The sequence below is a fragment of the Herbaspirillum sp. meg3 genome (assembly GCF_002257565.1).
In the GTDB taxonomy this organism is placed as follows: Bacteria; Pseudomonadota; Gammaproteobacteria; order Burkholderiales; family Burkholderiaceae_D; genus Herbaspirillum.
In genome coordinates, this window is record NZ_CP022736.1 from 2484456 (window position 1) to 2508859 (window position 24404).

Annotated in this window: 15 protein-coding genes and 1 pseudogene; 10 read left to right on the forward strand and 6 right to left on the reverse strand. The window is 59.0% G+C overall.

The features are described from left to right. Positions 1–10: 10 nt before the first annotated feature. Entirely contained in the window at positions 11–2119 is a 2109-nt protein-coding gene (locus hmeg3_RS11280) for a response regulator (RefSeq protein ID WP_094563801.1), read from the reverse strand. After that, a complete protein-coding gene (locus tag hmeg3_RS11285) occupies positions 2109–3626 on the reverse strand; it encodes an ATPase domain-containing protein (protein WP_094563802.1) in 1518 nt (505 codons plus the stop codon). Before hmeg3_RS11285 ends, hmeg3_RS11280 begins: the two co-directional genes overlap by 11 nt. A gap of 364 nt (positions 3627–3990) precedes the next feature. Here hmeg3_RS11285 and hmeg3_RS11290 point away from each other — a divergent pair, with 364 nt between their 5' ends. Both hmeg3_RS11290 and hmeg3_RS11295 read left to right on the forward strand, forming a co-directional pair. Continuing rightward, on the forward strand, positions 3991–4425 hold the full coding sequence (locus tag hmeg3_RS11290) for a response regulator (RefSeq protein ID WP_094566273.1): 435 nt from the start codon (positions 3991–3993) through the stop codon (positions 4423–4425). A gap of 158 nt (positions 4426–4583) precedes the next feature. After that, positions 4584–5690, forward strand: coding sequence for a sensor histidine kinase (locus tag hmeg3_RS11295; protein ID WP_232511962.1), 1107 nt, complete (start codon positions 4584–4586; stop codon positions 5688–5690). A gap of 48 nt (positions 5691–5738) precedes the next feature. On the opposite strand, the gene hmeg3_RS11300 is transcribed toward hmeg3_RS11295, so the two are convergent. Next, positions 5739–5990: a hypothetical protein gene (locus hmeg3_RS11300; RefSeq protein ID WP_094563803.1), complete on the reverse strand. Its 252-nt coding sequence runs from the start codon at positions 5988–5990 to the stop codon at positions 5739–5741. A 150-nt stretch (positions 5991–6140) separates the two neighbouring features. Further along, on the reverse strand, positions 6141–6338 hold the full coding sequence (locus tag hmeg3_RS11305) for a hypothetical protein (protein WP_094563804.1): 198 nt from the start codon (positions 6336–6338) through the stop codon (positions 6141–6143). 296 nt (positions 6339–6634) lie between these two features. Here hmeg3_RS11305 and hmeg3_RS11310 point away from each other — a divergent pair, with 296 nt between their 5' ends. Together hmeg3_RS11310 and glgA are read left to right on the forward strand one after the other, a co-directional pair. Beyond that, entirely contained in the window at positions 6635–6862 is a 228-nt protein-coding gene (locus hmeg3_RS11310) for a dodecin (RefSeq protein WP_094563805.1), read from the forward strand. A 336-nt stretch (positions 6863–7198) separates the two neighbouring features. Then, on the forward strand, positions 7199–8752 hold the full coding sequence (glgA, locus tag hmeg3_RS11315; protein WP_094563806.1) for a glycogen synthase GlgA: 1554 nt from the start codon (positions 7199–7201) through the stop codon (positions 8750–8752). A 15-nt stretch (positions 8753–8767) separates the two neighbouring features. Here glgA and hmeg3_RS25225 read toward each other — a convergent pair whose 3' ends face one another. Beyond that, positions 8768–9406, reverse strand: a complete 639-nt coding sequence (locus tag hmeg3_RS25225) for a hypothetical protein (protein WP_369828873.1) — start codon at positions 9404–9406, stop codon at positions 8768–8770. A 197-nt stretch (positions 9407–9603) separates the two neighbouring features. Next, positions 9604–9669, reverse strand: coding sequence for a hypothetical protein (locus hmeg3_RS25230; RefSeq protein WP_369828884.1), 66 nt, complete (start codon positions 9667–9669; stop codon positions 9604–9606). Positions 9670–10138: 469 nt separating this feature from the next. On the opposite strand from hmeg3_RS25230, the pseudogene hmeg3_RS25235 reads away from it, so the two are divergent. The 6 genes and pseudogenes from hmeg3_RS25235 to malQ all read left to right on the forward strand — a co-directional run. After that, positions 10139–12283, forward strand: a pseudogene (locus hmeg3_RS25235) (alpha-1,4-glucan--maltose-1-phosphate maltosyltransferase); the annotation flags it as partial. Position 12284: 1 nt separating this feature from the next. Continuing rightward, positions 12285–15761 carry a maltose alpha-D-glucosyltransferase gene (gene treS, locus hmeg3_RS11325; protein ID WP_094563808.1) on the forward strand — a complete coding sequence of 1159 codons (3477 nt, stop codon included), beginning with the start codon at positions 12285–12287 and terminating at the stop codon, positions 15759–15761. Between the two features lie 44 nt (positions 15762–15805). Then, complete coding sequence (gene glgB, locus hmeg3_RS11330) at positions 15806–18139, forward strand: 1,4-alpha-glucan branching protein GlgB (RefSeq protein ID WP_094566275.1); 2334 nt, start codon at positions 15806–15808, stop codon at positions 18137–18139. 27 nt (positions 18140–18166) lie between these two features. Continuing rightward, complete coding sequence (gene glgX, locus hmeg3_RS11335; protein WP_094563809.1) at positions 18167–20347, forward strand: glycogen debranching protein GlgX; 2181 nt, start codon at positions 18167–18169, stop codon at positions 20345–20347. 2 nt (positions 20348–20349) lie between these two features. After that, a complete protein-coding gene (treZ, locus tag hmeg3_RS11340; protein ID WP_094563810.1) occupies positions 20350–22260 on the forward strand; it encodes a malto-oligosyltrehalose trehalohydrolase in 1911 nt (636 codons plus the stop codon). Beyond that, positions 22257–24404: a 4-alpha-glucanotransferase gene (gene malQ, locus hmeg3_RS11345; protein WP_094563811.1), complete on the forward strand. Its 2148-nt coding sequence runs from the start codon at positions 22257–22259 to the stop codon at positions 24402–24404. The genes treZ and malQ overlap by 4 nt, the downstream gene beginning before the upstream one ends.

A 24404-nucleotide genomic window follows, 5' to 3' on the forward strand; every position in this document is an offset into this window, starting at 1 on the left:
AACCGTTCGCTCAGCGGCGTTCCGAACCGGCGGAGTGCAATTGTTCTGGCGCAGGATGAGTATGCATGGCGCGTTTGACGCTCCCGGCCAGCTCGGAAATCTGGAAAGGTTTGCGCAACACAGCATCCAGGCTAATCACTCTTTCCACTGCCTGCATGTCCGCATAACCGGTGGCCATGAGAATAGGCAGATCAGGATGGCGTGCACGTGCAGCCGCAATGACTTCCGCGCCATTCATACCCGGCATCAAAAAATCCACAATCAGCAGATCGAAGCGCCCCGCCTGCAGTTTCTCCAGGCCGAACCAGCCGTTTTCCGCCTGTTCCACCGTATAGCCAAGAATCTCCAGACATTCAACAATGAATTGCCGGACCTCGTCGTCGTCCTCAACCACCAGAATATTGCCGCTTTCCTTGGAGACCAGTTCGTGATCGAGCGACTCCTGATAATGCTCGTAAGCGGGTAAGGTGCCTGCCACAGGCAACCAGATCTCGACCGTCGTGCCTTTGCCGACCACACTTTCGATACGCGCCTGGCCACCGGACTGATCGGCGATACCGTAGACCTGGCTCAAGCCCAGACCCGTGCCTTTGCCCACCGCCTTGGTGGTAAAGAAAGGGTCGAATACCTTGCTCAGGATGTCTTGCGTGATGCCCGCCCCCGAGTCCTTGACGGCAATGACGACGTACGTGCCTGCCTTGAGCACGCCGTCCCGCGTTATACGCTGGTGCACCTCGATAGCCAGGTTTCCGCCATCCGGCATGGCGTCGCGGGCATTGATGGCAAGGTTCAGGATTGCCATTTCGATCTGGTTCGCATCGGCGATGGCGCGCGGCAATGCGGCGGGGATGTTGACAGTAATATTGATGCCCGTACCCACCGAGACGGCAATCAGATCCTTCATGCCGTCGATGACCGCTTCAATATCCACCGGCTTGAGATCCAGTGTCTGGTTGCGTGAAAAAGCCAGCAACTGCCCGGTCAGCTTGGCGCCGCGTTTGGTGGCATTGCGTGCAGACCCAGCCATGCGCTTGATGCGTTCGTCGGCAGACAGGCGTTCGATCAGATCAACGTTGCCGATGATGACGTTGAGCAGATTGTTGAAATCATGCGCAATGCCACCGGTGAGGCGGCCGATGGCTTCCATCTTTTGCGCCTGCACCAATGCTATCTGCGTACGTTCGCGCTCGGCCATCTCCCGCATCAGGCGATCGTTTGCCTGTGCCAGCTCGGACGTACGTTCTTCGATACGCGCTTCCAGCGTTTCGTTGAACTGCTGCAGAGCGCTCTGGCTTTCCAGCAAGCGATTTTCCGCCTCGCGGCGCTCGCTGATATCCAGCGAGACACCCGCCATGCGCACCGGCACGCCGATCCGGTTGTGCATGGTCTGGCCGCGAATCTGCACCCAATGCACCGATTGATCCGGCCAGACCACTTTGTACTCAATGGCGAAGTCTTCCTTGGACATCATGGCGGCTTCGATCACATCGAGGTGGCGCTGGCGATCCTCCGCATGGATCGCTTGCAGCAGATCGTCGTAAGTGAATTCACTCTCGGGAGCAATGCCAAAATGCATCTTGCAGGTTTCTGAGACGATCAGCACCGACGAGTCCAATTCCAGACTCCAGGAGCCAAGTCTGCCGGCATGCAACGCCAGGCTCAGATGTTCTTCTGAGCGCGCCCGCTCGTGCAAATGGCTACGGCTCAGATATTGGCGGCGGCGCGCACGCAAGGCAGAGACGCTGGCGCGAACCAGCGTTTCGACATTGACGGGGCGTTCAAGAAGGATCATGTTGATGCGCCCCTCCAGCACTTGGAGAGACGAATGGCGTTCCGGCCCGCGCTGACGTGCGCTGAGTATCACAAAGGGGAAGTCGGACCAGGATTCCTGTGTCTCGACCCAAAGGTTGAGTGGGCTGAAATCGACACCAATCAGCGCTTCCTCGGTAATCAATGCCGCCGCCGCCCCGCCTGACAGTTCATGCAGCAATGTCGCATAGTCATGGCAGACGGTGCATTTCATGTGTTCGCCCGACAACGTCTGCGCAATCACCTCTGCATCGCGGCCATGCGGAGCGAGGATCAGAATGCGTTCTTCAAGCGAAGAATCAACCGGCATTGTTCAGCATAGGCGTTTTGCCCCGATAGGATGGCAAGCCGCTCATGATGCCCTCAAAGTCCAGCAGCGGTTTCCCGATCTGCAGACCATGATGGGCGCTGAGACGGAACTCGTGAATCGTTCTTGCATGGTGATTGGTGCGGCTCTTGATCACCGAGACGGCGGTTGATATATCGCCATGCGCCTCGAAGAAGCGGTACATCAGGATGGCATCGCTCAGATAACTCAGATCAACGTCCGAACGAATCTCCCCGACCAAGCCGTGTTGACCCAATACCAGCAATGCCGTCACCCCTTGCAGGTTCAGGTAAGTCAGTACCTCATGCATCTGCAGCAACAGGAATTGTTCTCCGGGCATGGCTTGCAGATAGGCATTCAAGCTATCGATGGCGATAAAGTTGCGATCCTCCTGTTCGACGGCCTGACGGATTTTGCTGGCAAATTCTCCCGGCGACATTTCCGCCGGATTGATCTGATACAGCGTCAGGCTGCCGTCGGCGATATAGGACGAGATGTCCATCCCCAGCGCGCGCGAACGGATCAGTAAGGTGCCGATGCCTTCGTCGAACAGATAGTAAGCCGCACGTTCACCGCGCTGCAGAGCGCTCAATATGCAGCGAATCGTGGTGGTTGTCTTGCCGACGCCGGAGGGGCCGCTCAGCAAGGTATTGGTGCCGCGCACGAGACCGCCGCCGAGCAGGGCGTCAAGTTCGGGAACACCCGTACTGACAACTGCATCGTCAAATTCGATGGCATGTTCTGATGCCACCAATCTTGGAAACACACGCATACCGCCGGTTTCGAGCAAGAAATCGTGATAGCCGCCGCTGAATTTGATACCGCGCATTTTCACCACGCGCAGGCGACGCCGCTCGGAGCCGAACTCCTGGGCGATCTGCTCAAGACTGATCACGCCGTGGGCAATGCTATGCAGTTGCAGATCCCCGGGATCGCTCGTGCGATCGTCAAGCATCAACACGGTACAGTTACGCGTCGCAAAAAAATGTTTGAGCGCCAGAATCTGGCGCCGGTAGCGCAACGGGTTCTGCGCCAGAAGACGCATCTCCGACAAGCTATCGAAGATAACGCGCGACGGTCGCAGCTCATCCACTCGTTCCATGACGCTCCTGACAGTTTCGCCAAGTTCGATTTCAGACGGGTGCAGGATGGATTGCTGATAATCGGGGTTGAGGTCTTCTTCATTGATCAGATCGAAGAGAGACAGCCCTTCCAGCGACCAGCCGTGCGAGGCGGCGACGGCTTTCAGCTCGGACGCGGTTTCGGACAGGGTAATGTAGAGACCGGTCTCGCCCTTTGCCGCGCCCGAGAGGAGAAATTGCAGGCCGAAAGTGGTTTTGCCGGTGCCGGGAGTGCCTTCGACCAGATAAAGACGATGCGCAGTCAAGCCGCCGGCGAGCACGGTATCGAGGCCTGCAATACCAGTTGCAGCGCGGTCGGAGTACGCTGGAAGGCGACCTGAAGTGAGGTTATTTTTGTGTAGATCCATCACATGAATGTCGTTTGAGTTGACAAAATAAAACGTCTTTTTATGATGGCTCACTTTAGCAGCAGGGCCTTTTCACCCCTGTCAGATGACCCCTGAAACCTTTGTAAGACAATTTGAAGTCACGCCGCAAAACCACGCCAGGAAAGACTTTGTTGATTTTGCCGAGGAAACGTTTTTTTGTTGACGGCATATGAATTTGCAGCGGGGATGCTTTACTATCGAGGCTGTAAACTGCGCGGGGACAGTCGCCGCACGAGGGGGATGAACACCTTAGGAACAACGGCCCCGTACGACAATGCCGCAAGACGGTACGGCACAAAAGTGCGCTTCAAAAAATAATGCTGAACAGACAACACTGGCAAACATGATGACAAGTTTATCGACTCCCTTATCCGCGCCGTCCGCGACCGACGACAACCCCGGTCTGCACATTCTGGTGGTGGAAGACAACCTCGACTCGCAACAACTGGTCTGTGAGCTGCTCGGCGCGCTGGGGCATCATGCTCACGGCGTCGGCAGCGGCGAGCAAGCCTTGGTCGTGCTGGAACAGGAATCCTTCGACGTCTTGTTTACCGACGTCAGCTTGCCGGGCATGTCCGGCATCGAGCTGGCGCAACAGATGAACGTCAAAGCGCCCGGCCTGAAAATCATTTTCGCCTCCGGGTACGGCGCGCAGATCAGCAAGAATGTCGGCGCTGCCTCGTTCTCACTGCCCAAGCCCTACGACATCGACCAGTTGCAAAGCATCCTCGACGGCATCAGCCGCGAACTGCAAAGTACAGGTGATCTGGCGCATTGATCGGGGTGCTGTTTTGATTTCTTGATAATTGAGTCATCAGTACATCGTAAGTAATCACCACATCACATTCAACACATCGTCACCAATATCACCGCGCTGATACTTGACAGCATCAGCGGCATAACGGGTCACAGGTCACAGGAGGCGCTATCAATACCTTGGAAGTTCTGGCAGATTTGGTCGAGCGCAATCGGGAAAACGTTCTGGTTCGTTGGCGCAATCAGGTGCGTACCTTGCCCTCGGCGCAAAATCTCAGCATCCCCACGCTCAACGATCACGTGCCTGCATTGCTGGACGAGATCGCACTGGCATTTCGACGTAATTCCGATGAATCCATCGCCGAAGTGCTCGCTAACGGCACGCCGCCTGAGCACGGATTACAACGTCTGCACAACGGCTACCTGATCGAAGAGGTTGTTGCCGAATACAATTTGCTGCGAGGCTGCATTCATGACCTGGCCAGTCAGCATAAGATCAACCTGCAGGGTAAGCCTTTCCATGTCATGAATCTGGTGTTTGATAGCGCGATCGGTCTTGCGGTGCAGACGTTTTCCATCAACCGGGCGCTGGAAGTGCAGCGCCGCCGGGAAGAATATCTTTCCTTCGTTGCTCACGATCTGCGCACGCCGTTGAATGCCGTCGCCTTGGCATCGAAAGTGCTGGAAGCCACCTTTGCCTCCGCGTTGCCCGATCATCGTGCAGCACGCATGATCAAAGTCTTGCAGCGCAATGTGCAGAGCATGTCGGCACTCGTTGCCAAGGTAATCGAAGAGAATGACAATCTGCGCACCGAAAGTGGTGTCAAGCTGGAGCGCCGTGATGTCGACTTGTGGCCGCTTATCGAGAGCATGGTCTACGATCTCAATCCGGTAGCCGGTACCGGTAGTACGCGCTTGCTCAATGATGTGCCGGAAGAACTGGTCATCTATGCCGATGCCGACTTGTTACGCCGGATGATGCAAAATCTGATCGCCAATGCCATCATGCATACCCCGCAGGGTGAGGTCGTCATCGGCGCGGCGCCGACACCTGACGGTGGTGTCGAATGCTGGGTCAGCGACAACGGCATGGGTATTTCGAAGGACAGACTGGACTTGATTTTTGAAAAGTTCGAAACCGAAACCAAGGAGAAGGGCGGCCTCGGACTCGGATTGGCGATTTTCAAAACCTTCGTCGAAGCCCATGAGGGTACGCTGACGGTCGACAGCGAAGTCGGGCGTGGCTCGCGTTTCAGCTTCATCCTGCCGGGCCGCGCTCAACGCTGAGCTTCATAAAGTCTTTGCAAGTCGCTCCGACTTGCATTTTGCTTTCCCTTAGCCGTCGCTTTGCGGGGCATTTCCCTCAAAGACATCAAAAGCCTCATCTTCATGCTTGGGCGGCGCCGACGGCGCCGTACCTTTGATCGCCTTATCCTCACCGTGCTTTCCACTATGCAGCGTCTTGCCTTTCTGGCGACGCGGGGCTTCCGGCTTGTCCTCCGGCAGTGCTTCCGGTCCGTCGCGCAATTCCGCATGACGTTGATTGCGGCGCGCCTGCTCGTGCTCCTGATGCGATGCGTGCGACATGTTTATTCCTTCCGAAAGTAAAAACACCGACACGCGGCGCGGGGCTAGGTGTCGGTGCAGAGATCGTTCTTTAGTCTTTTAGTCTGCGAGCTATCCGCTGCCGGCGTGTGCTGATCGGCACGCCGTGTTCAGCAATATGTTCCACTATATTTAGTGTTTTTCGGGATGCGGCTTGCTATCGTCGTCGTCGAGCACGTCGGCAAAGCCATCAATTCCTTCGATACCGGCAATGCGGATCGTCGTGCGGTGGCGAGCCTGCTGAACTTCGGCCTCGGCGGCGTTGGCTTGCGAGGCTTGTTGAGGCTCGGTGCCGCCAATTGTCGTGTGGTTCGAAGTGGATTTTGCCATGATGCGCTCCCTGAAATAAATGAAAAATCTGAGAAAGACGGAGATTTCCGTTAGAGCCAGACTAACCCTCGCGGTACTCGCAGACCATCAGCCGCTGCCGCATACCGGCGTAAGACTAACGGCAACGAAATATTTTCCTACGCGGCTTTGAGGTACCCGCTTATAGGCGTGGTCGCCGGGACTGCCTAGCCTGAAGCTGCGTTGGAACAGCCGGCCGTCTCAATGTTTGCCAGCGGCGTTGCTGCTGTGCACTTCAATCCAGGCTAATCCTCTCAATCCCACTCAAGGAGTTCACCATGAATCAATCCGTCACCGGCGGCAACCATAGCTACAAGATCATCGAAGTCGTCGGCAGTTCAGAAAAAGGCAGCGACGATGCCATCCGCAACGCCATCAGAGAAGCCGGGCGCACGCTCAACAATCTGGACTGGTTTGAAGTCGTCGGCCAGCGAGGGCATATCGACGGCGACAAGGTCGCGCATTTTCAGGTCTCGCTGAAACTCGGTTTTCGTATCGAAAGCTAGGTGAGCCGACCGCATTCACAAGAGATCAGCAAGGCAGTGCCGCAGGCCCAGATTTGCAGATGAGGACTCCGGACGACACGCCGGTAGGAGGCATCCTACAGTGATATGCGCCGGTGTCCGATGGTTCACTGCAACATGATTGGATAACGTAAGGCCTGTAGAGAAAGGCACGTCTGCAAACAATAACGACAACCCGGGACGCTGATGCTTGGCGGTGATGTGACTCCAGAGATCGACTGATCTGATCCTGGCATCAAGAGCTGCATAAGCATCGCGCTTTGCTTTCTGAAGATAAATTTCCAATCCTTGAAGACAATCCATAACCGGGGTGATCAATTGCAAGCACGCGTCCTCTTAGTCAGTTCCGAAGCCGTTCCCTTGGTCAAAACGGGTGGCCTTGCCGATGTCATCACTGCGCTGGCCGTCAGCCTGCGCAAGTGCAACATCGATGCCTCCATTCTCATGCCCGGCTATGCGGCAGCCATCGTCAATGCGGCGAATGCGGCCACTCAGCCATTGATGCCAATTGCCTTGCCGCGACCATTGCCTGGCGGTCCGGCACGCTTGCTGCAGGGGACCATGCCAGGCACCGACGTGCCGGTTCTGCTGCTCGACACGGAGCGCTTCAGCCAGCGCCGCGCCAATCCCTACATCGATCAGAGCGGGCAGGAGTTTTGCGACAACGCCATTTGTTTCGCCGATCTGGCTCATGCCGCCGTGGCAATCTGCGCCGGGGAAACCAGTCTGCCGGCGCCGCATGTCGTGCATGCCAATGACTGGCATGCCGGCCTGATTCCTTTTTTGCTCAAGACAGCCGGCCTGCATCATATCGGCTCCATGCTGACGATTCACAACCTGGCCTTCCAGGGAAACTATGCGTTCGACCTTGCCGCAGAACTCGGACTGGCAGATTTGCCGGGCTACAGCATGGCAAGCCTGGAATACTGGGGCAAGATCAGTTACCTCAAGGCCGGCATCCAGCATGCCGACTGCGTTACCACCGTCAGCGAAACATACGCCGCCGAAATCCTCACACCGCGATTCGGCTACGGCATGGAAGGCGTGCTCAATGCCCGCCGCCATGTGCTGCGGGCAATTCCGAATGGCATCGACAGCGACGTCTGGGATCCGCGAAATGATCCACTGACCACCTCCTCATTTGAAATCGGCAAGATGCGCGGCAAGACGCTGTGCAAATGCGATCTGCAAAGCATGTTCGGCCTGCTGCCGGTTGATCCGTTTGCTCCTATCGTCGGCATCGGCAGCCGCATGTCACATCAAAAGATGGCGGACGTGGTGCTGGAAGCACTGCCGGCCGTTCTGAATCGCCATGAACGCATGCAACTGGTCGTCCTCGGTTGCGGCGAACGCAGCTATGAAGAAGGCTTCCTCGATCTGGCGCGCCGTTATCCCGGCCGTGTCGGTGTGCATATCGGTTATGACGAACGCCGTGCCCACGCCTTGCACGCCGGCAGCGACATGCTGTTGCACCCCAGCCGCTTTGAGCCGTTCGGCCTGACCCCTTTGTATGCGATGCGCTACGGCACCATCCCGATCGCCTCGCGCGTGGGCGGGTTGACCGACACCATTGCGGATGCAGGTATGTCCGGCGAAGCCGCAACCGGTGCCAGCGGTGTGCTGTTCGATGGTGAGCATGCCCAGGATATGGAAGCCGCTATGGAGCGTGCCTTCGATCTCTATCGTGATCGCGCCACCTGGCAAACGATGCAACGCAATGCCATGCGAACCAATTTCGACTGGCAGACCGCTGCGGCGGCGTATATCGACGCCTACAAGGATATCGCTGCAGGCGAAGCCAAGGCGGCGTTCCGTACCGTGCTGCCTGTGACGAATTTTGCTGCAGCTTCCATGCAGTCCGCCCGGTCTTGAGACAAGTGAGAATGATCATTGGAAAACCATGTCAATGCGGACTTTTCGCCGCGTATCTATTGCATCGATCCGACGCTGGTGGCTCGCGCCGGTTGGATCGATTTGCTCGAACGCTGTGCCGCCATGGACTTCGATCACATTCTCCTGTGTGGCGATACGCTGGTAGCAGACCTGTTTGCCGCGGGCAGCACAGTACCTGATGCGGCATCTTCTGAACATGGCAGCGTAGCGAATCCTCTGGCCGACTTCGGCATGTGCAGCCTGGCGCAGCTGGAAGATCTCGCGCAGCTTTGCACCGAATACCGTCTGCGCCTCTTGCTGGATCTGTCGCTGACGCGTATCAACGCCAACGACGAAACTTTGCAGCATCACCCTGACTGGTTTAATCCGGTCGGTGCGCCCGCAGCCGTCAGCGTTTTGGGCCGCGATGTCCTGCCGGATCCGCGTTATCCGGGTAAGCAGTCGGAACCGAACACCCCCCGGCTGGATGTGCCGGAGATTGCCGATTCCATGCTGGCATGGTGGCATGCACGCCTGGCTATCCTGATCGACACCGGCGTTGCCGGTTTTTGCTGCCGCGAGCCGGCCAGTTTTCCTGCCGAATTCTGGTGCCGTCTGATCGCATTGACGCGCGAACAGCGGTCTTGCAGCCATTTCCTCGCCTGGACGCCCGGCTGTACACATCGTCAGTTGGACGAGATGGTGGGATGCGGTTTCGATGCCGTTTTCTCTTCCGGTGCATGGTGGGATTTCCGCGCGCCCTGGTATTTCCGTGAGTACGACAAGCTGGCGGCGATTGCGCCGGTGCTGGCTTTTCCGGAAGACCCCTTCGGCCCGCGGCTGGCACGCATTCATGGTTTTCGCGACAAGCAGACCCGCCGTCTGGGAGCGTTGAGGGCATTGCATTTCGCGACCATCAGCGGTGCCGGCTGGCTGATGTCGATGGGCTTCGAATACGGTCTCACCGATGCATTGAGCGTCGCGCATCACGTCGGCAGCGCCAATCGCCTGATCAATCCACAAGCGTATGCAAAAGCCTGCGCCGATGCGGAGTTTGATCTCAGTAAAGATGTTCTCGCCGCCAATCAGGCCATGGCCGCGCGCCGTATCGAAGGAGGCAGCCCGCATCTGAGGCCGCTGAGTGCTCCGGATGCGCCGCTATTGCTTATCGAGCGTCGCGCTGCCAGCGCCAGTCAGTTGATCACCGTCAATCCGCAGCTCGATGCCAGCGCGCGCATCGGCGAGAGCGACTGGCAACAACGCCTTGGCGGCAGCGCCGTGCAATGGCATGGGGAGGGACGCCAGGTACCGCCGGGCGCCGTTCGCACGCTTGATCTGGAGACGCCGCCTGCCGTCGGCAGCGACCCGAACCGGCGCAAAAAGCCGGTGCCGGACAAGGTGCGCTCCACACGCATCGCCATCGAACACGTGACGCCAGCTGTCGATGATGGTCGTTTCGCAGTCAAACATACCGTCGGCGAACGTTTCATTGTCAGCGCCGATATCTTCATGGATGGTCACGACCATCTGGCAGCGTCGGTGCTGGTGCGCGCCGCTGACGAAAAGCAATGGCATCGTATTCCCATGCATCACCATGACAACGACCGCTGGCAAGCAAGCTTGTCGCTGTCCCGCCTTGGCCGCCACTATTTTTGCATTGAAGCCTGGAGCGACGTCTACGAAACATTCCGCGACGGCCTCAAAAAGAAAGCCGACGCCGGCGTCGACGTGCATCTGGAACTGGAAGAAGGGCGCTTGCTCATTGCCGGGCTGGTTGAACAAGGACTGGAAAACGGCGTCGACGGCGCGATGCTCGAACGTAGCGCCGCCTTGCTCAAGGCCCTGACGCCGCCCGCCGCCATAAAGCGCGACGCCGGGAAAAAAACAAGCAACGCAAAGAATGTAAAAGACGCCGACGCTGTTGATGGGGTTGCTCCCACCTATGCAGAACGACTGGCCATGTTGAGCGCGGACGACACCGCGCAGTTGGTCGAGCAACTGACCGAACTGGCGGGGGCAAGAGCGTTTCTTGCCCGCAGCACCGTCGAATATCCACTGGAAGCGGAACGCGCCGCGGCCACGTATTCCAGCTGGTACGAACTGTTTCCTCGCTCGCAGAGTGGCCGCCCGGACGTGCATGGCACCTTCGACGATGTCATTGCACGCTTGCCGGCGATACGCGCGATGGGGTTCGATACCCTGTATTTTCCACCGATCCATCCCATCGGGAAAACCAATCGCAAGGGCAAGAACAACAGCCTGACGCCGGATGCAAACGATCCCGGCAGCCCTTACGCCATCGGCAGCGGCGAGGGTGGGCACGACGCCATCCACGCGCAGCTCGGCACGCTGGATGACTTCTTGCGGTTGCGCGATGCGGCGGCCGATCACGGGCTGGAACTGGCGCTGGATTTTGCCATTCAATGCTCGCCGGATCATCCGTGGCTGCGTGAGCATCCCGGCTGGTTCGCCTGGCGGCCGGACGGCTCAATGCGTTACGCCGAGAATCCCCCGAAGAAGTATCAGGACATCGTCAATGTCGACTTTTATGCCGACGACGCCATTCCCGATCTGTGGGTCGCCTTGCGCGACGTGGTGATGTATTGGGTGCAGCAAGGGGTGAATGTTTTCCGTGTCGATAATCCGCATACCAAGCCGTTTCCGTTCTGGGAGTGGATGATTGCAGCGGTGCGCAGCCGTTATCCGCAGGTGATTTTTCTGTCGGAGGCCTTCACCCGGCCAAAACCGATGTATCGACTCGCCAAGCTGGGCTTCTCACAGTCGTATACCTATTTCACCTGGCGCCACAGCAAACAGGAGTTCATCGACTACCTGACCGAGCTGACCGCCGATACCGGCGACAGCGACCAGCCGCGCGATTTTTACCGGCCGCATTTTTTCGTCAATACGCCGGATATCAATCCCCAGTTTTTGCAACAGTCCGGCCGCCCCGGCTTCCAGATCCGTGCCGCATTGGCCGCGACCTTGTCGGGCCTGTGGGGTGTGTATAGCGGCTTTGAATTGTGCGAGGCGCAGCCAGTACCTGGCAAGGAAGAATATCTCGACTCCGAGAAGTATGAGATTCGAGCCTGGGACTGGGAACGTCCGGGCAACATCATTGATGACGTCACGCGGCTCAACCATATCCGTGCTGAAAATCCCGCCTTGCAAACGCATCTGGGTGTGCGTTTTCTGACGGTATCCAATGACAATATTTTGTACTTCGTCAAATCCACAAGTGCGGCTACACGTGCGGCTTCTTCAACGTGCGCAGGGAGCAATCAGGCTGAGCCGGCGCAATTTGGCGACAACGTTGTATTGGTGGCGATCAATCTCGACCCGTTCCAGCCCCAGCATGGTGAGATCGATTTGCCTTTTGACGGCTTTGGACTTCCCGACGATGCACGTATTCAGGTCGAAGACCTGCTGACGGAGCGCCGTTTTCACTGGACCGGCCGGCGTCAGTCGTTGAGCCTCGATCCCCACGTGCGCCCTTATGCCATCTGGCGTATCCGCGCAGGAGAGGCATGATATGGATATTCCCGCAAACAGTACCGTACTGCGTAATCGCGAACCGCCTGCGGGCGACAAGAAAGAACATAGCGATGCAAAGGGCAGCAAGCAAAGGCCCAGCAAGGCCGAGCGCGCCAAAGCCAACCGGGCGGGCAGGGCCGGTCTGCGCTTTACCGATGATCCGCTGTGGTACAAGGACGCGATCATTTATCAGATCCACGTCAAATCCTACTTCGACGCCAACGACGACGGCATCGGCGACTTTGCCGGGCTGATTCAAAAACTCGATTACATCACGGGGCTTGGCGTCAATACCATCTGGCTGTTGCCGTTCTATCCGTCGCCACGCCGCGATGACGGCTACGACATTGCCGAATACAAGGGCGTCCATCCCGACTACGGCAACATGAGCGATGTGCGCCGCTTTATCGCCGCAGCTCATGAGCACGGACTGCGCATCATCACCGAACTGGTCATCAATCACACCTCGGATCAGCATCCCTGGTTTCAGCGTGCACGGCAGGCGCGGGCCGGATCGGTGGCGCGCAATTTCTATGTCTGGTCGGACGACGACAAGAGTTACGAGGGTACGCGCATCATTTTCGTCGATACCGAAAAATCCAACTGGACCTGGGATCCGGTCGCCAAGGCTTACTTCTGGCATCGCTTCTATTCGCACCAGCCGGATCTCAATTTCGACAACCCGCAAGTGCTCAAAGCCGTGCTCAACGTCATGTCGTTCTGGCTTGATCTGGGCATCGACGGCTTGCGCCTGGATGCCGTGCCGTATCTGATCGAACGTGAAGGCACCAGCAACGAAAACCTGCCGGAAACCCACGCCATCCTCAAGCGCATCCGTGCCGAGATGGATCGCAAATATCCCGACCGCATGCTGCTGGCCGAGGCCAACATGTGGCCGGAAGATGTGCAGCAATATTTTGGCGACAGCGACGAGTGCCACATGGCGTTTCACTTTCCGCTGATGCCGCGCATGTACATGGCGCTGGCCAGTCAGGATCGTTTTCCGATTACCGACATCCTGCGGCAGACGCCGGATATTCCTGCGGAATGCCAATGGGCGATTTTTCTGCGCAACCATGACGAGCTGACGCTGGAAATGGTGACCGATGCCGAACGCGACTATCTGTGGAATTTTTACGCGCCGGATCGCCGGGCACGCCTGAACCTTGGTATCCGCCGCCGCCTTGCGCCGCTGGTCGAACGCGACTGGCGCCGTATCCAGTTGCTCAACAGTTTTCTGTTGTCGATGCCAGGTACGCCGGTGATTTATTACGGCGACGAAATCGGCATGGGCGACAACATCCACCTGGGCGACCGCGACGGCGTGCGGACACCGATGCAATGGACGCTGGATCGCAACGGCGGCTTTTCGCGCGCCGACCCTGCACGGCTGGTGTTGCCGCCGCTCATGGATCCGCAATACGGCTATCAGACCATTAACGTGGAAGCGCAAAGCGACGACCGCCATTCCATGCTCAACTGGATGCGCCGTCTGCTTAGCGTACGCAAGCAGCATCAGGCCTTCGGCCGTGGCACGCTGACGCTGATCTACCCAAGCAATCGCAAGATCCTCGCTTATCTGCGTGAATACAGCGATCCCAAACAAGGCGGCGCTACCGAGACTATCCTGTGCGTGGCGAACCTGTCGCAGTCGGCGCAGGCGGTCGAGCTGGAGCTGTCGGCCTTTGCCGACCGTATTCCTATCGAAATGATGGGCGGGACTGCTTTTCCGCCAATCGGCAAGCTGAATTATCTGCTGACCTTGCCGCCTTTCGGCTTTTATTGGTTCCTGCTGGCGGCCGAAGCCAACATGCCGTCATGGTACGCCGCGACTCCCGAACCTTTGCCGGAATATGTGACCCTGGTCTTGCGCAACGGCGTGGAAGAGATCATGGAGGCGCCTGCGCGCACCACGCTGGAACAAGAAGTGTTGCCGCACTATCTGCTCAAACGGCGCTGGTATGCCGCCAAGCAAAAGACGATAGAAGCGGTATCGATGGTGGCGGCGACCACATTGCCGATGTCGAAAAACGTACCCGGCGCTTTGCCGGTGGTGCTGAGCGAAATCGAAGTATCGACAGCCGCGCAAGGAGGCACTCAGCTACAGCGATATTTGCTGCCGCTGGGCTTCATCCGCGAAGAAGACACTATCTCGGCCTTGCCGCATCAACTGGCCTTGTCGCGAGTACGACGCAATCGTCATGTGGGTTTCCTGACGGATGCTTTTGCCCTCGATTCTTTCATCATGACCGTTCTGGAACTGCTGGCGGAACGCGCTGAAGTACCTGCCGGGCAGGGACGCATGCTATTCGCGCCGACCGCCGCCTTCGATGCCGCCATCCTGAAAGCACCGCTGCAATTGCGCCGTGTCGCCCAGGAGCAGTCGAACAGCTCTGTGGTCATCAATGACGCCATGGTCATGAAGGTATTGCGCCTGGTCAAGCCCGGCATCCATCCGGAAATCGAGATGGGCCGCTACCTGACTGAGCATGGCTTTCCCAATGTACCGGCGACGCTGGGCGAAGTCACCCGCATCAGCGAAGACGGTACACCGTATGCATTGATTGTCTTGCAGCGCTATATCGACAATCAGGGTGACGCCTGGCAATGGACCATGGACACGCTGGAGCGTGCAATTCAGAGCGACACGCTGGCCGATCCCCGCAATGCGCAACACGATCGGAGCAATAGCAACGGCGACACTGCACTGGCCGAGCTTGCGACCTTTGCACGTTTACTGGGTCAGCGCCTGGGTGAGATGCATACCTTGCTGGGTAAGCCCACCGACGATCCGGCCTTTGCGCCGGAAACCGTGCGCACTGCCGTATCGCAATCCTGGGCTCAGGCCGCCGCAACCCAGCTCAATGCCGCCTGCGACATCCTGCGCAGAAAGAACGATTGGGTCACAGTCGACGAGGCGCGTTACGTCGGACGGCTGCTGGCACAGCGCGAACCGCTGCTCAAACGCATCGAGCAACTGGCGCAGGCAGGCGAAGGATCCTTATGCATCCGTCTGCACGGCGACCTGCATCTGGGGCAAGTACTGATCGCGTTCAACGACGTCTTCATCATCGATTTCGAAGGTGAACCGGCACGCTCGCTGGAAGAGCGCCGTGCCAAGGGAAGCCCTTTGCGCGATGTCGCCGGCCTGATGCGTTCTTTCGACTATGCCGCCGCCTTCGGCAACAACATGGGGCCGGGCGATCTTGACGACGCTGCACGTGCGGGCAAGGAGCAGGTCTTGCGCCGGTTCGCACCGGAATGCCAGGCCGCCTTTCTGGAAGGTTATCGCGTCGGTAATCCGGCGTTGGCGCATAACCTGCCGCTGGCTGCGCAAAACGACTTGCTCGATTTGTTCACCCTGGAAAAAGCAGCCTACGAGATTTGCTACGAAGCGGCCAACCGGCCCGCATGGATGCACGTGCCGTTGCACGGCATCTATGCCATCGCGAATCGTTTACTGGAAAAGAAATAGCACCAACGGGAGCAACGATGGCATTGCCGCAACTGAAAAACACCATGGAAACCGAACATCACCCGATTCAGAATGAGCACGACGCGCCGTATTTCCCCGGCGTGGCATTGACTGCCAGTCTGCAACAGGGTCAGTTGGGGGATCCGTTTGCCTTGCTCGGGCCGCGCTATGTCAAATTATCGCAGGATGAACCGCGCCTGCGTCTGTGCTGCTACTACCCGGGGGCAACCGCCGTGCAGGTGTTCTCACGTCCGGCTGACGATGTCGATCCGCATGGCGCCTTGCTCGGCAATCTCACGCAGCTTGAACCAGTGCCGGGAGACAGCGAAACCGCTACAGGCATTTTTTATGGCGAAGTGGTGTTGCCTGCGCACGCTGCACAGCGCGAGATTCCATATGTGCTGCATGTGGCCTGGCCTTGCCCGGCCGGTGGCGAAGAGGTGCAGATCACCGAAGACGCCTATGCCTTTGGCCTGCTGCTGAGTGACTTTGATCTGCATCTGTTCCGCGAAGGCCGCCATCGCCAGCTCGGCCGCTGTTTCGGTGCGCAGGTGATGACGATAGACGATGTGGAAGGCGTGCGCTTTGCGGTGTGGGCGCCAAATGCCCGGCGCGTCTCCGTCATCGGTGATTTCAATCAATGGGACGGCCGCCGGCATCCCATGCGGCTGCGCCAGAGCGCGGGCGTGTGGGAGCTGTTCATCCCGCGCTTGCGCGACGGCACGCTCTACAAATACGAGATTGTCGGGCCCGACGGCACGGTGTTGCCTGCCAAGGCAGATCCCATGGCGCGGGCGACTGAAGCGCCACCGGCCACTGCATCGCGCGTCATCGATGACCGTAGCGGCTGGCGCTGGCACGATGAGAGTTGGATGCAGCAACGTGCGCAACGACAATCCGTACAGTCTCCGATATCCATCTATGAAGTCCATGCGGCCTCCTGGATGCGCATCCTTGAAGAGGACGGCCGCAATCTCGATTGGAACGAACTGGCGGAACGCCTGATTCCTTACGTCAAAGGCATGGGGTTCACCCATGTCGAACTGTTGCCCGTGATGGAACACCCATTCGGCGGCTCGTGGGGGTATCAACCCTTGTCACAGTTTGCCCCCAGCGCGCGATTTGGGGCGGCAGCAGATTTCGCAGCCTTTGTTGACGCCTGCCATGGCGAAGGCATCGGTGTCATCCTCGACTGGGTGCCGGCGCATTTTCCGTCGGACCCGCACGGCCTGGCTCACTTCGACGGTACGCCGCTGTATGAGCACGGCGATCCACGCGAGGGTTTTCATCAGGACTGGAATACGCTGATCTACAACCTCGGCCGGCATGAGGTGCGCGGTTTCCTGATCGCCAGTGCGCTGGAATGGCTGGAGCACTTTCACGTCGATGGACTGCGCGTGGATGCGGTGGCGTCAATGCTGTACCGCGATTACAGCCGTAATGCCGGTGAGTGGGTACCGAACATCCATGGCGGCCGCGAGAACCTGGAGGCGGTCGCTTTCCTGCGCGAACTCAACCAGACCGTTCATGAACGTTGCCCCGGCGCGCTGATGATCGCGGAGGAATCAACCTCCTGGCCGGGTGTGACGGCGCCGGTGGAGCAGGGCGGACTGGGCTTTTCCTACAAGTGGAACATGGGATGGATGCACGACACGCTACGTTATGTGGAGCAGGACAGCATCTATCGCCGCTACCATCATCATGACTTCACGTTCGGCATGATCTACGCATTTTCGGAATCCTTCGTTCTGCCGATTTCGCACGATGAGGTCGTGCACGGCAAACGCACCTTGCTGCAAAAGATGCCGGGCGACTATTGGCAGAAGTTCGCCAACCTGCGCGCCTATTTTGGTTTCATGTGGACCCACCCCGGCAAGAAATTGCTCTTCATGGGCAGTGAGTTCGGCCAGTACGACGAGTTCGATCACGACAAATCGCCGCAATGGGAGCTGCTGGACGATCCGCGTCATCGCAGCATTCAGCGTCTGGTGCGCGACCTCAACCGCCTCTACGTCGACCTGCCTGCCTTGCATCGCTATGACTCCCAGGCCGAAGGATTCTCTTGGGTGGTGGGCAATGACAGCGTCAACAGCGTGTTCGCTTATTTCCGTTACGGCGATGCGGGCGAGGCGCCGCTGCTGGTCGTCGTCAACATGACGCCGGTACCGCGGCATAACTACCGCATCGGAGTGCCGCCGGGGCCGGACAACAGCTATCAATGGGACGAAATCCTCAATACCGACGCCGACATGTATGGCGGCAGCAATCTGGGCAACGCCGGCGGGGTGATCGCACAAGCAGAGCATTGGCACGGCCATCCGGCTTCGGTTCTGCTGACCTTGCCACCATTGTCCACCCTGTTTTTACGCCGACGATAACCTGAGAAATACTCTGAGAAAACAACAATGACACTGATCACACCAAGAAAACTGCAGGCAGGAGCACCTTATCCATTGGGTGCACGTTTTGACGGACTGGGGATCAACTTTGCCGTATTCTCGGCGCATGCCAGCAAAATCGAGCTGTGCATTTTTGACGCTACCGGCAGGCGCGAAGTCGAGCGCATCATCTTGCCTGAATGCACCGACGAAGTCTGGCACGGCTATCTGCCGGATACCTCGCCGGGACTGGTTTACGGCTATCGTGCCTATGGCCCCTATGAGCCGAACAAGGGCCATCGATTCAATCCCAACAAGCTGCTGCTCGATCCCTATGCACGCAAGCTGGTGGGCCAAGTGCGCTGGACTGACGCCTTGTTTGGCTATCGCCTGCATTCGCCCAAGGGTGACCTGAGCTTTGACCGCCGCGACAGCGCAGCGGCCATGCCCAAAGCCGTAGTCATTGAAGAGATGCCGGTCGGACAAAACTATCCGCGCCCGCGCGTGCCATGGTCGAAGACAGTAATCTATGAAGCCCATGTGCGCGGCATTTCCATGCAACGCGAAGGTGTGATGCCGCATGAGCGTGGGACTTTCGCCGCGCTGGGCCATCCTGATTTCATCGCGCATTTGCAGAAGCTGGGCGTGACGACGATTGAGCTGATGCCGGTGCATGCGTTTCTGCAAGAAAGTTTTCTGCTGCAACGCGACCTGCGCAATTACTGGGGTTACAGCACGCTGGGATTTTTCGCCCCCGAACCGAGCTATCTGTCTACGGGCGACCTCAACGAAGTGCGCATGGCGGTGCGGCATTTCCACGCTGCCGGGATCGAGGTGATCCTCGACGTGGTCTACAACCATACCTGTTCTGGCAGCGAACTCGGGCCGACGCTGAGTTTCCGTGGGTTGGACAACGCCAGTTACTACCGGTTGATTCCGGGGCAGGAGCGTTACTACATCAACGATACCGGTTGCGGCAATACCGTCAACATGTCGCATCCGCGCGTGATCCAGATGGTGCTCGACTCGCTGCGCTACTGGGCACAGGCGTTCGACATCGACGGATTCCGTTTTGACTTGTGCTCGACACTGGGACGCGAGCCGACCGGCTTCGATCCGCATAGCGGCTTCTTTGACGCCCTGATGCAGGATCCCGTGTTGTCGCAACTGAAGCTGATCGCCGAGCCATGGGATATCGGGCCGGGCGGCTATCAACTGGGTAATCATCCGCCGCGTTTTGCCGAATGGAACGATAAATTCCGTGATGGCATTCGCCGCTTCTGGGCCGGCGCCGAGGGCGTGCGCGGCGAATTTGCCGGACGCATGCTGGGTTCTTCGGATTTGTTCGACCATCACCATCGCAAGCCATGGGCATCGGTCAACTTCATCGCTTCACATGACGGTTTTACCTTGCGTGATCTGGTCTGCTATGAAGGCAAACACAACGAAGCCAACGGTGAAAACGGCAATGACGGCCACAACGACAACTACAGCGCCAACTGGGGTATCGAGGGACCGAGCGACGATCCTGCAATTGAACAGTTGCGTGCAACGGTGCAGCGTTCGATGCTGACCTGCGTGTTTCTTGCGCAAGGCACACCGATGCTGCTTGCCGGCGACGAATTCCATCGCAGCCAGGGGGGCAACAACAACGCCTATTGTCAGGACAACGAAATTTCATGGGTCGACTGGACTGCTGCACAAAGCGAGGAGGCAGTCGCGCTGACCACCTACGTTGGCCGTCTGAGCGCGATTCGCCGGGACTTCCCGGTGTTGCTGAGCGAACGCTTCCTGCACGGCCGTCGCGAGATCCAGCCGGGCCTCAAGGATGTCTCCTGGTTCGACGAGCGCGCCACGCCGATTTCAGTCGAAGACTGGCAAAATCCGGTGGCACGTGCGCTGACATTGCTTTGCGCCAGTGCGCCGGCGACGGCGGATGAGGCCGTCGGCCGCAAGGACGGCAACAGCGGTGCCGCTGACCAGGACAGCCCGCATTCTGCCGTGCAGCCGGACATCGTCCTGATGTTTTTCAATGCTGGTCATGAGGCCATCGATTTCACGTTCCCACGCCCCGGGGACGCGCATTATCTGCTGATCGACAGCAATGTTCCCGATGGCGCTGCTTCTATCGAGCCCTGTACTGAGGCGAGCGTTCAGGTTGCCGCCCACAGTGTGCAGGTCTTCGCCAACCGTCCGTGCCGGGAATAATCATGAATAGTCTGGTTCCGCTTCATCCCAATAATGTCCGTTTTCATTATCGTTTGCCGTTCGGCGCCGAGTATCTGGGTAATGGCCGCACGCGCTTTCGCATCTGGGCACCGCTGGCCAAAACGGCCGCCGTCGAACTGGACGGGCGCCGCCGCGTACCAATGTCGCCGTCTCTGTCTTCTGCGGAGGACGGCTGGTTCGAAGTCGAGACCGACTGCGAGGCGCTGACCCAGTATCACTACGTGCTGATGTCGCAGATCGACGGCGAGATCAGCGTGCCCGATCCTGCTTCACGCTGCCAGGCCGGTGACGTGCATGCCGACAGTGTCGTGATCGATGCGTCTGCCTATGAGTGGCAGACGGTTGACTGGCGCGGCCGGCCGTGGCATGAGACGGTGCTGTACGAGTTGCATGTCGGCGCACTGGGCGGTTTTGCAGGGGTGACGCAGCGGCTGCAAGAGCTGGCCGAACTCGGCATCACGGCGGTCGAGCTGATGCCGGTGTCGGAGTTTCCCGGGGCTTACAACTGGGGTTATGACGGCGTATTGCCGTATGCCCCCGACGCCAGTTATGGCACGCCGGAGCAACTCAAGCAATTGATCGATACGGCGCATGGCCTGGGAATGATGGTGTTTCTCGACGTGGTGTACAACCATTTCGGGCCGGACGGCAATTATCTCGCCAGCTACTCGCCGTTCTTTCGCAACGATACGAACACGCCGTGGGGGCAGAGCATCGATTTTCACCGGCCAGAGGTAGCAGACTTCTTTGCGCAGAATGCCTTGTACTGGCTGCAAGAGTATCGCTTTGACGGCCTGCGGCTGGACGCCGTGCATGCCATTGGCGATCAAAGCTGGCTGCGTACGCTGGCGGCGAAGGTGCGCACAGCCATCGCGCTGGAGGATGGGGAGATCGGTCTCGGCAAACGTCATGTCCATCTGGTGCTGGAGCATGACGGCAATGCCGCGTCGTTGCTCAACGGTGGTGTCGCTGACGGATCTGGTGGCGGCACGTATGAGGCCCAATGGAACGATGACGGCCATCACGTCTTGCACGTACTGTTGACCGGCGAAACAGGCGGCTACTATGCCGACTATGCGATCCAGCCTGCTGAAAAACTGGCGCGTTGCCTGCGCGAAGGATTCATCTATCAGGGTGAGCCGTCGCCATACCGCGACAACGAGCTGCGTGGCGAAAGCAGTGTTGAACTGCCGCCGACGGCGTTCGTGCTGTTTCTGCAAAATCACGATCAGATCGGCAACCGCGCCCGCGGTGAGCGGCTCACGGCGCTGGCCGATCCTGCAGCGCTGCGCGCGGCACAAGCCTTGCTGTTGCTATCGCCGCAGATCCCGATGCTGTTCATGGGCGAAGAATACGGTGCGGCGCAGCCGTTCTATTACTTCACCAGCCATGCTGACGAAAAGCTGGCCGATGCGGTGAGGACGGGACGGCGCAAAGAGTTTTCACGCTTCCCCGAGTTTGCGGATCCGGCGGCCCTGGATGCCTTGCCCGATCCAAACAGTTTTTCCACCTTCATGGCATCGATTCCCGAGCCTGTCGCGCCGGAAGAAGACGCCAGCGCAGGGCAATGGATGGGCTGGTGCTACCGCCTGCTGCTCATCCGGCGTGAGGCGATTACGCCGTATCTGCCGGGCGCCATCGCATTGGATGCGCAAGCCATCGGGCCAGCGGCGGTCTACGCGCGGTGGCGGCTGAATAACGGCACGGTGTTGTGTATCACGATCAATCTGGGTAACGAGGCAGTGACGGATTCAACCGATACAACGCTGGATGCGCTCGCTACGCTGGCCGGTGCCGATGTTCTGTTCGATAGTGGTGGCGTACTTGATTCATTGGCTGGAGGTGTATTGCCGCCGCATTCTATTTTGGTCATTCGCGAGGCAGCAAGATGACTAGCCGTCCGCAAGAACAAGCACCCAGCGATTACGACCAGGCCGTCTATAACCTGGCGGCGCTGGCCGGCATCGCAGTCAACTGGATCGATGCCTATGACCAGCCGCAAACGGTGTCGCCGGCATCGCTGCGCACGATCCTGGCGACATTGGGCTTGCCGTGCGACAGCCATCGGCAAGCTGATGAAAGCCGTGCGCGGCTGCAAGAGATCAACCGCTCGGCGGCACTGCCGTCATTGATCACTGCGGAAGTCGGTAAAGACATTGTCCTGCCGGCGCAATGTGGCTTGCAAGGACAGTCCTGCCTGATCATTCTGGAATCCGGCGAGCAGTTGGCGCGAAAGATATCAGGAAACGCCGGAAACGACGGTGACGCGCCGATCATCGCCGCCATTGACCGTTACGGTTATCACCGTCTGCAGGTGGCCGGTATCGAAGTCACGCTGGCTGTGGCGCCACCGCGCTGCTATGGCGTGGCGGATGCCTTTCTCGACAAAGGGGACGCCCGCGAGCGCGGCTGGGGGCTGGCGCTGCAACTCTATGGATTGCGCAGCGAAGACGATGGCGGTATCGGCAGCTTCGGCGGTTTGGCGCAGCTGGCGACGAAAGCCGGCAAGGAGGGGGCGACAGCATTGGCGATCTCGCCGGTGCACGCCATGTTTGCCGCAGACACGCATCGCTTCAGTCCGTATTCGCCATCGAGCCGCTTGTTCCTCAATGTGCTGCATATCGATCCGGCGGATGTCATGGGGCGCAGCGCAATGCAGCAGGTTCTGCAGGAAGCCGGACCGGAAGCCATGGCCCTGCAACAGCGTCTGGAACACGCGTCGCAGGTCAACTGGCCGGAAGCCGGGCGGCATCGCCTGAATCTGTTGCGGCGCTTATACGGCATGTTTCGCATGCAAGGTACGCCTTCGGCAGAGTTTGCCGCGTTTCGCTTGCAGGGCGGACGGGCGCTGGCAGACCACGCGTTGTTCGAGGCGCTGCATCACACGCTGTCCGCAAAGACGCCGGGCATTGCCAGCGATTGGCGGCATTGGCCAGAGCGCTACCACCATCCCGAGTCCGCAGAGCTGCGTCGCTTTGCGCAGGAGCAGGGCGGCGAAATCGATTTCCATGTCTTTTTGCAATGGCAGGCGGCACGCAGTTTGCAACGTGCGCAACAGGCGGCGCGCGACAGCGGCATGGCGGTCGGTCTGATCGCCGATCTGGCCGTCGGCGCCGACAACGGCGGCAGTCAGGCATGGAGCCATAGTGACGAAATGATTGCCGGTCTGTCGGTGGGCGCACCGCCGGATCTGCTTAACACGCGTGGGCAAAACTGGGGCATCGGCGCGTTCTCACCGCTGGCGATGCGGGCAGCGGGATTCCGCTCCTATATTGCGATGCTGCGTTCGGTGTTTGCGCATGCCGGCGGCGTGCGTATCGATCATGTGATGGGTCTGACGCGGCTGTGGTTGACGCCGGAAGGCGCCGATGCCAACGACGGCGCCTATCTGCGCTATCCGGCATCCGACCTGTTGCGGCTGGTCGCATTGGAATCGTGGCGGCATCGCGCCATTGTGATCGGCGAAGATCTCGGTACCGTGCCGGAAGGTTTTGACACGCAACTCCAGAATAGCGGCTTGCTTGGGATAGGCGTGCTGTGGTTTGAACGCGAGCAGAAGCAATTTTTGCCGCCCAAGGCATGGCCTGCGCACGCCATTGCGACCACCTCCACGCATGACCTGCCGACGGTGGCGGGTTGGTGGAGCGGGCGCGACATCGGCTGGCGTGCTGAACTGGATTTGCTGACGCCGGGCGACACCGAGGCGCAGGCCTTGGACGACCGTAAGCAAGATCGCCGATCACTGTGGCAAGCCCTGCAGGAAGCCGGATGCGTCAGCGGAGAACAGCCCGCCGATGATCAGCCGGAATCCGTGGCGGACGGCGCCGCGGCTTACATCGCGCAGACTCCGGCACCGTTGGCTTTGCTGCCGATTGAGGATCTGCTGGGGCTGGAAGAGCAACCCAATCTGCCCGGCACGGTTGCGGTACATCCCAACTGGCAACGGCGGTTGCCGGCGACCGCCTCCACCTTGCTGGAACAGACGCCATGCCGCCGGCGCATGCGCTTGCTGCAACGGCCCGACATAAAAAAGTAA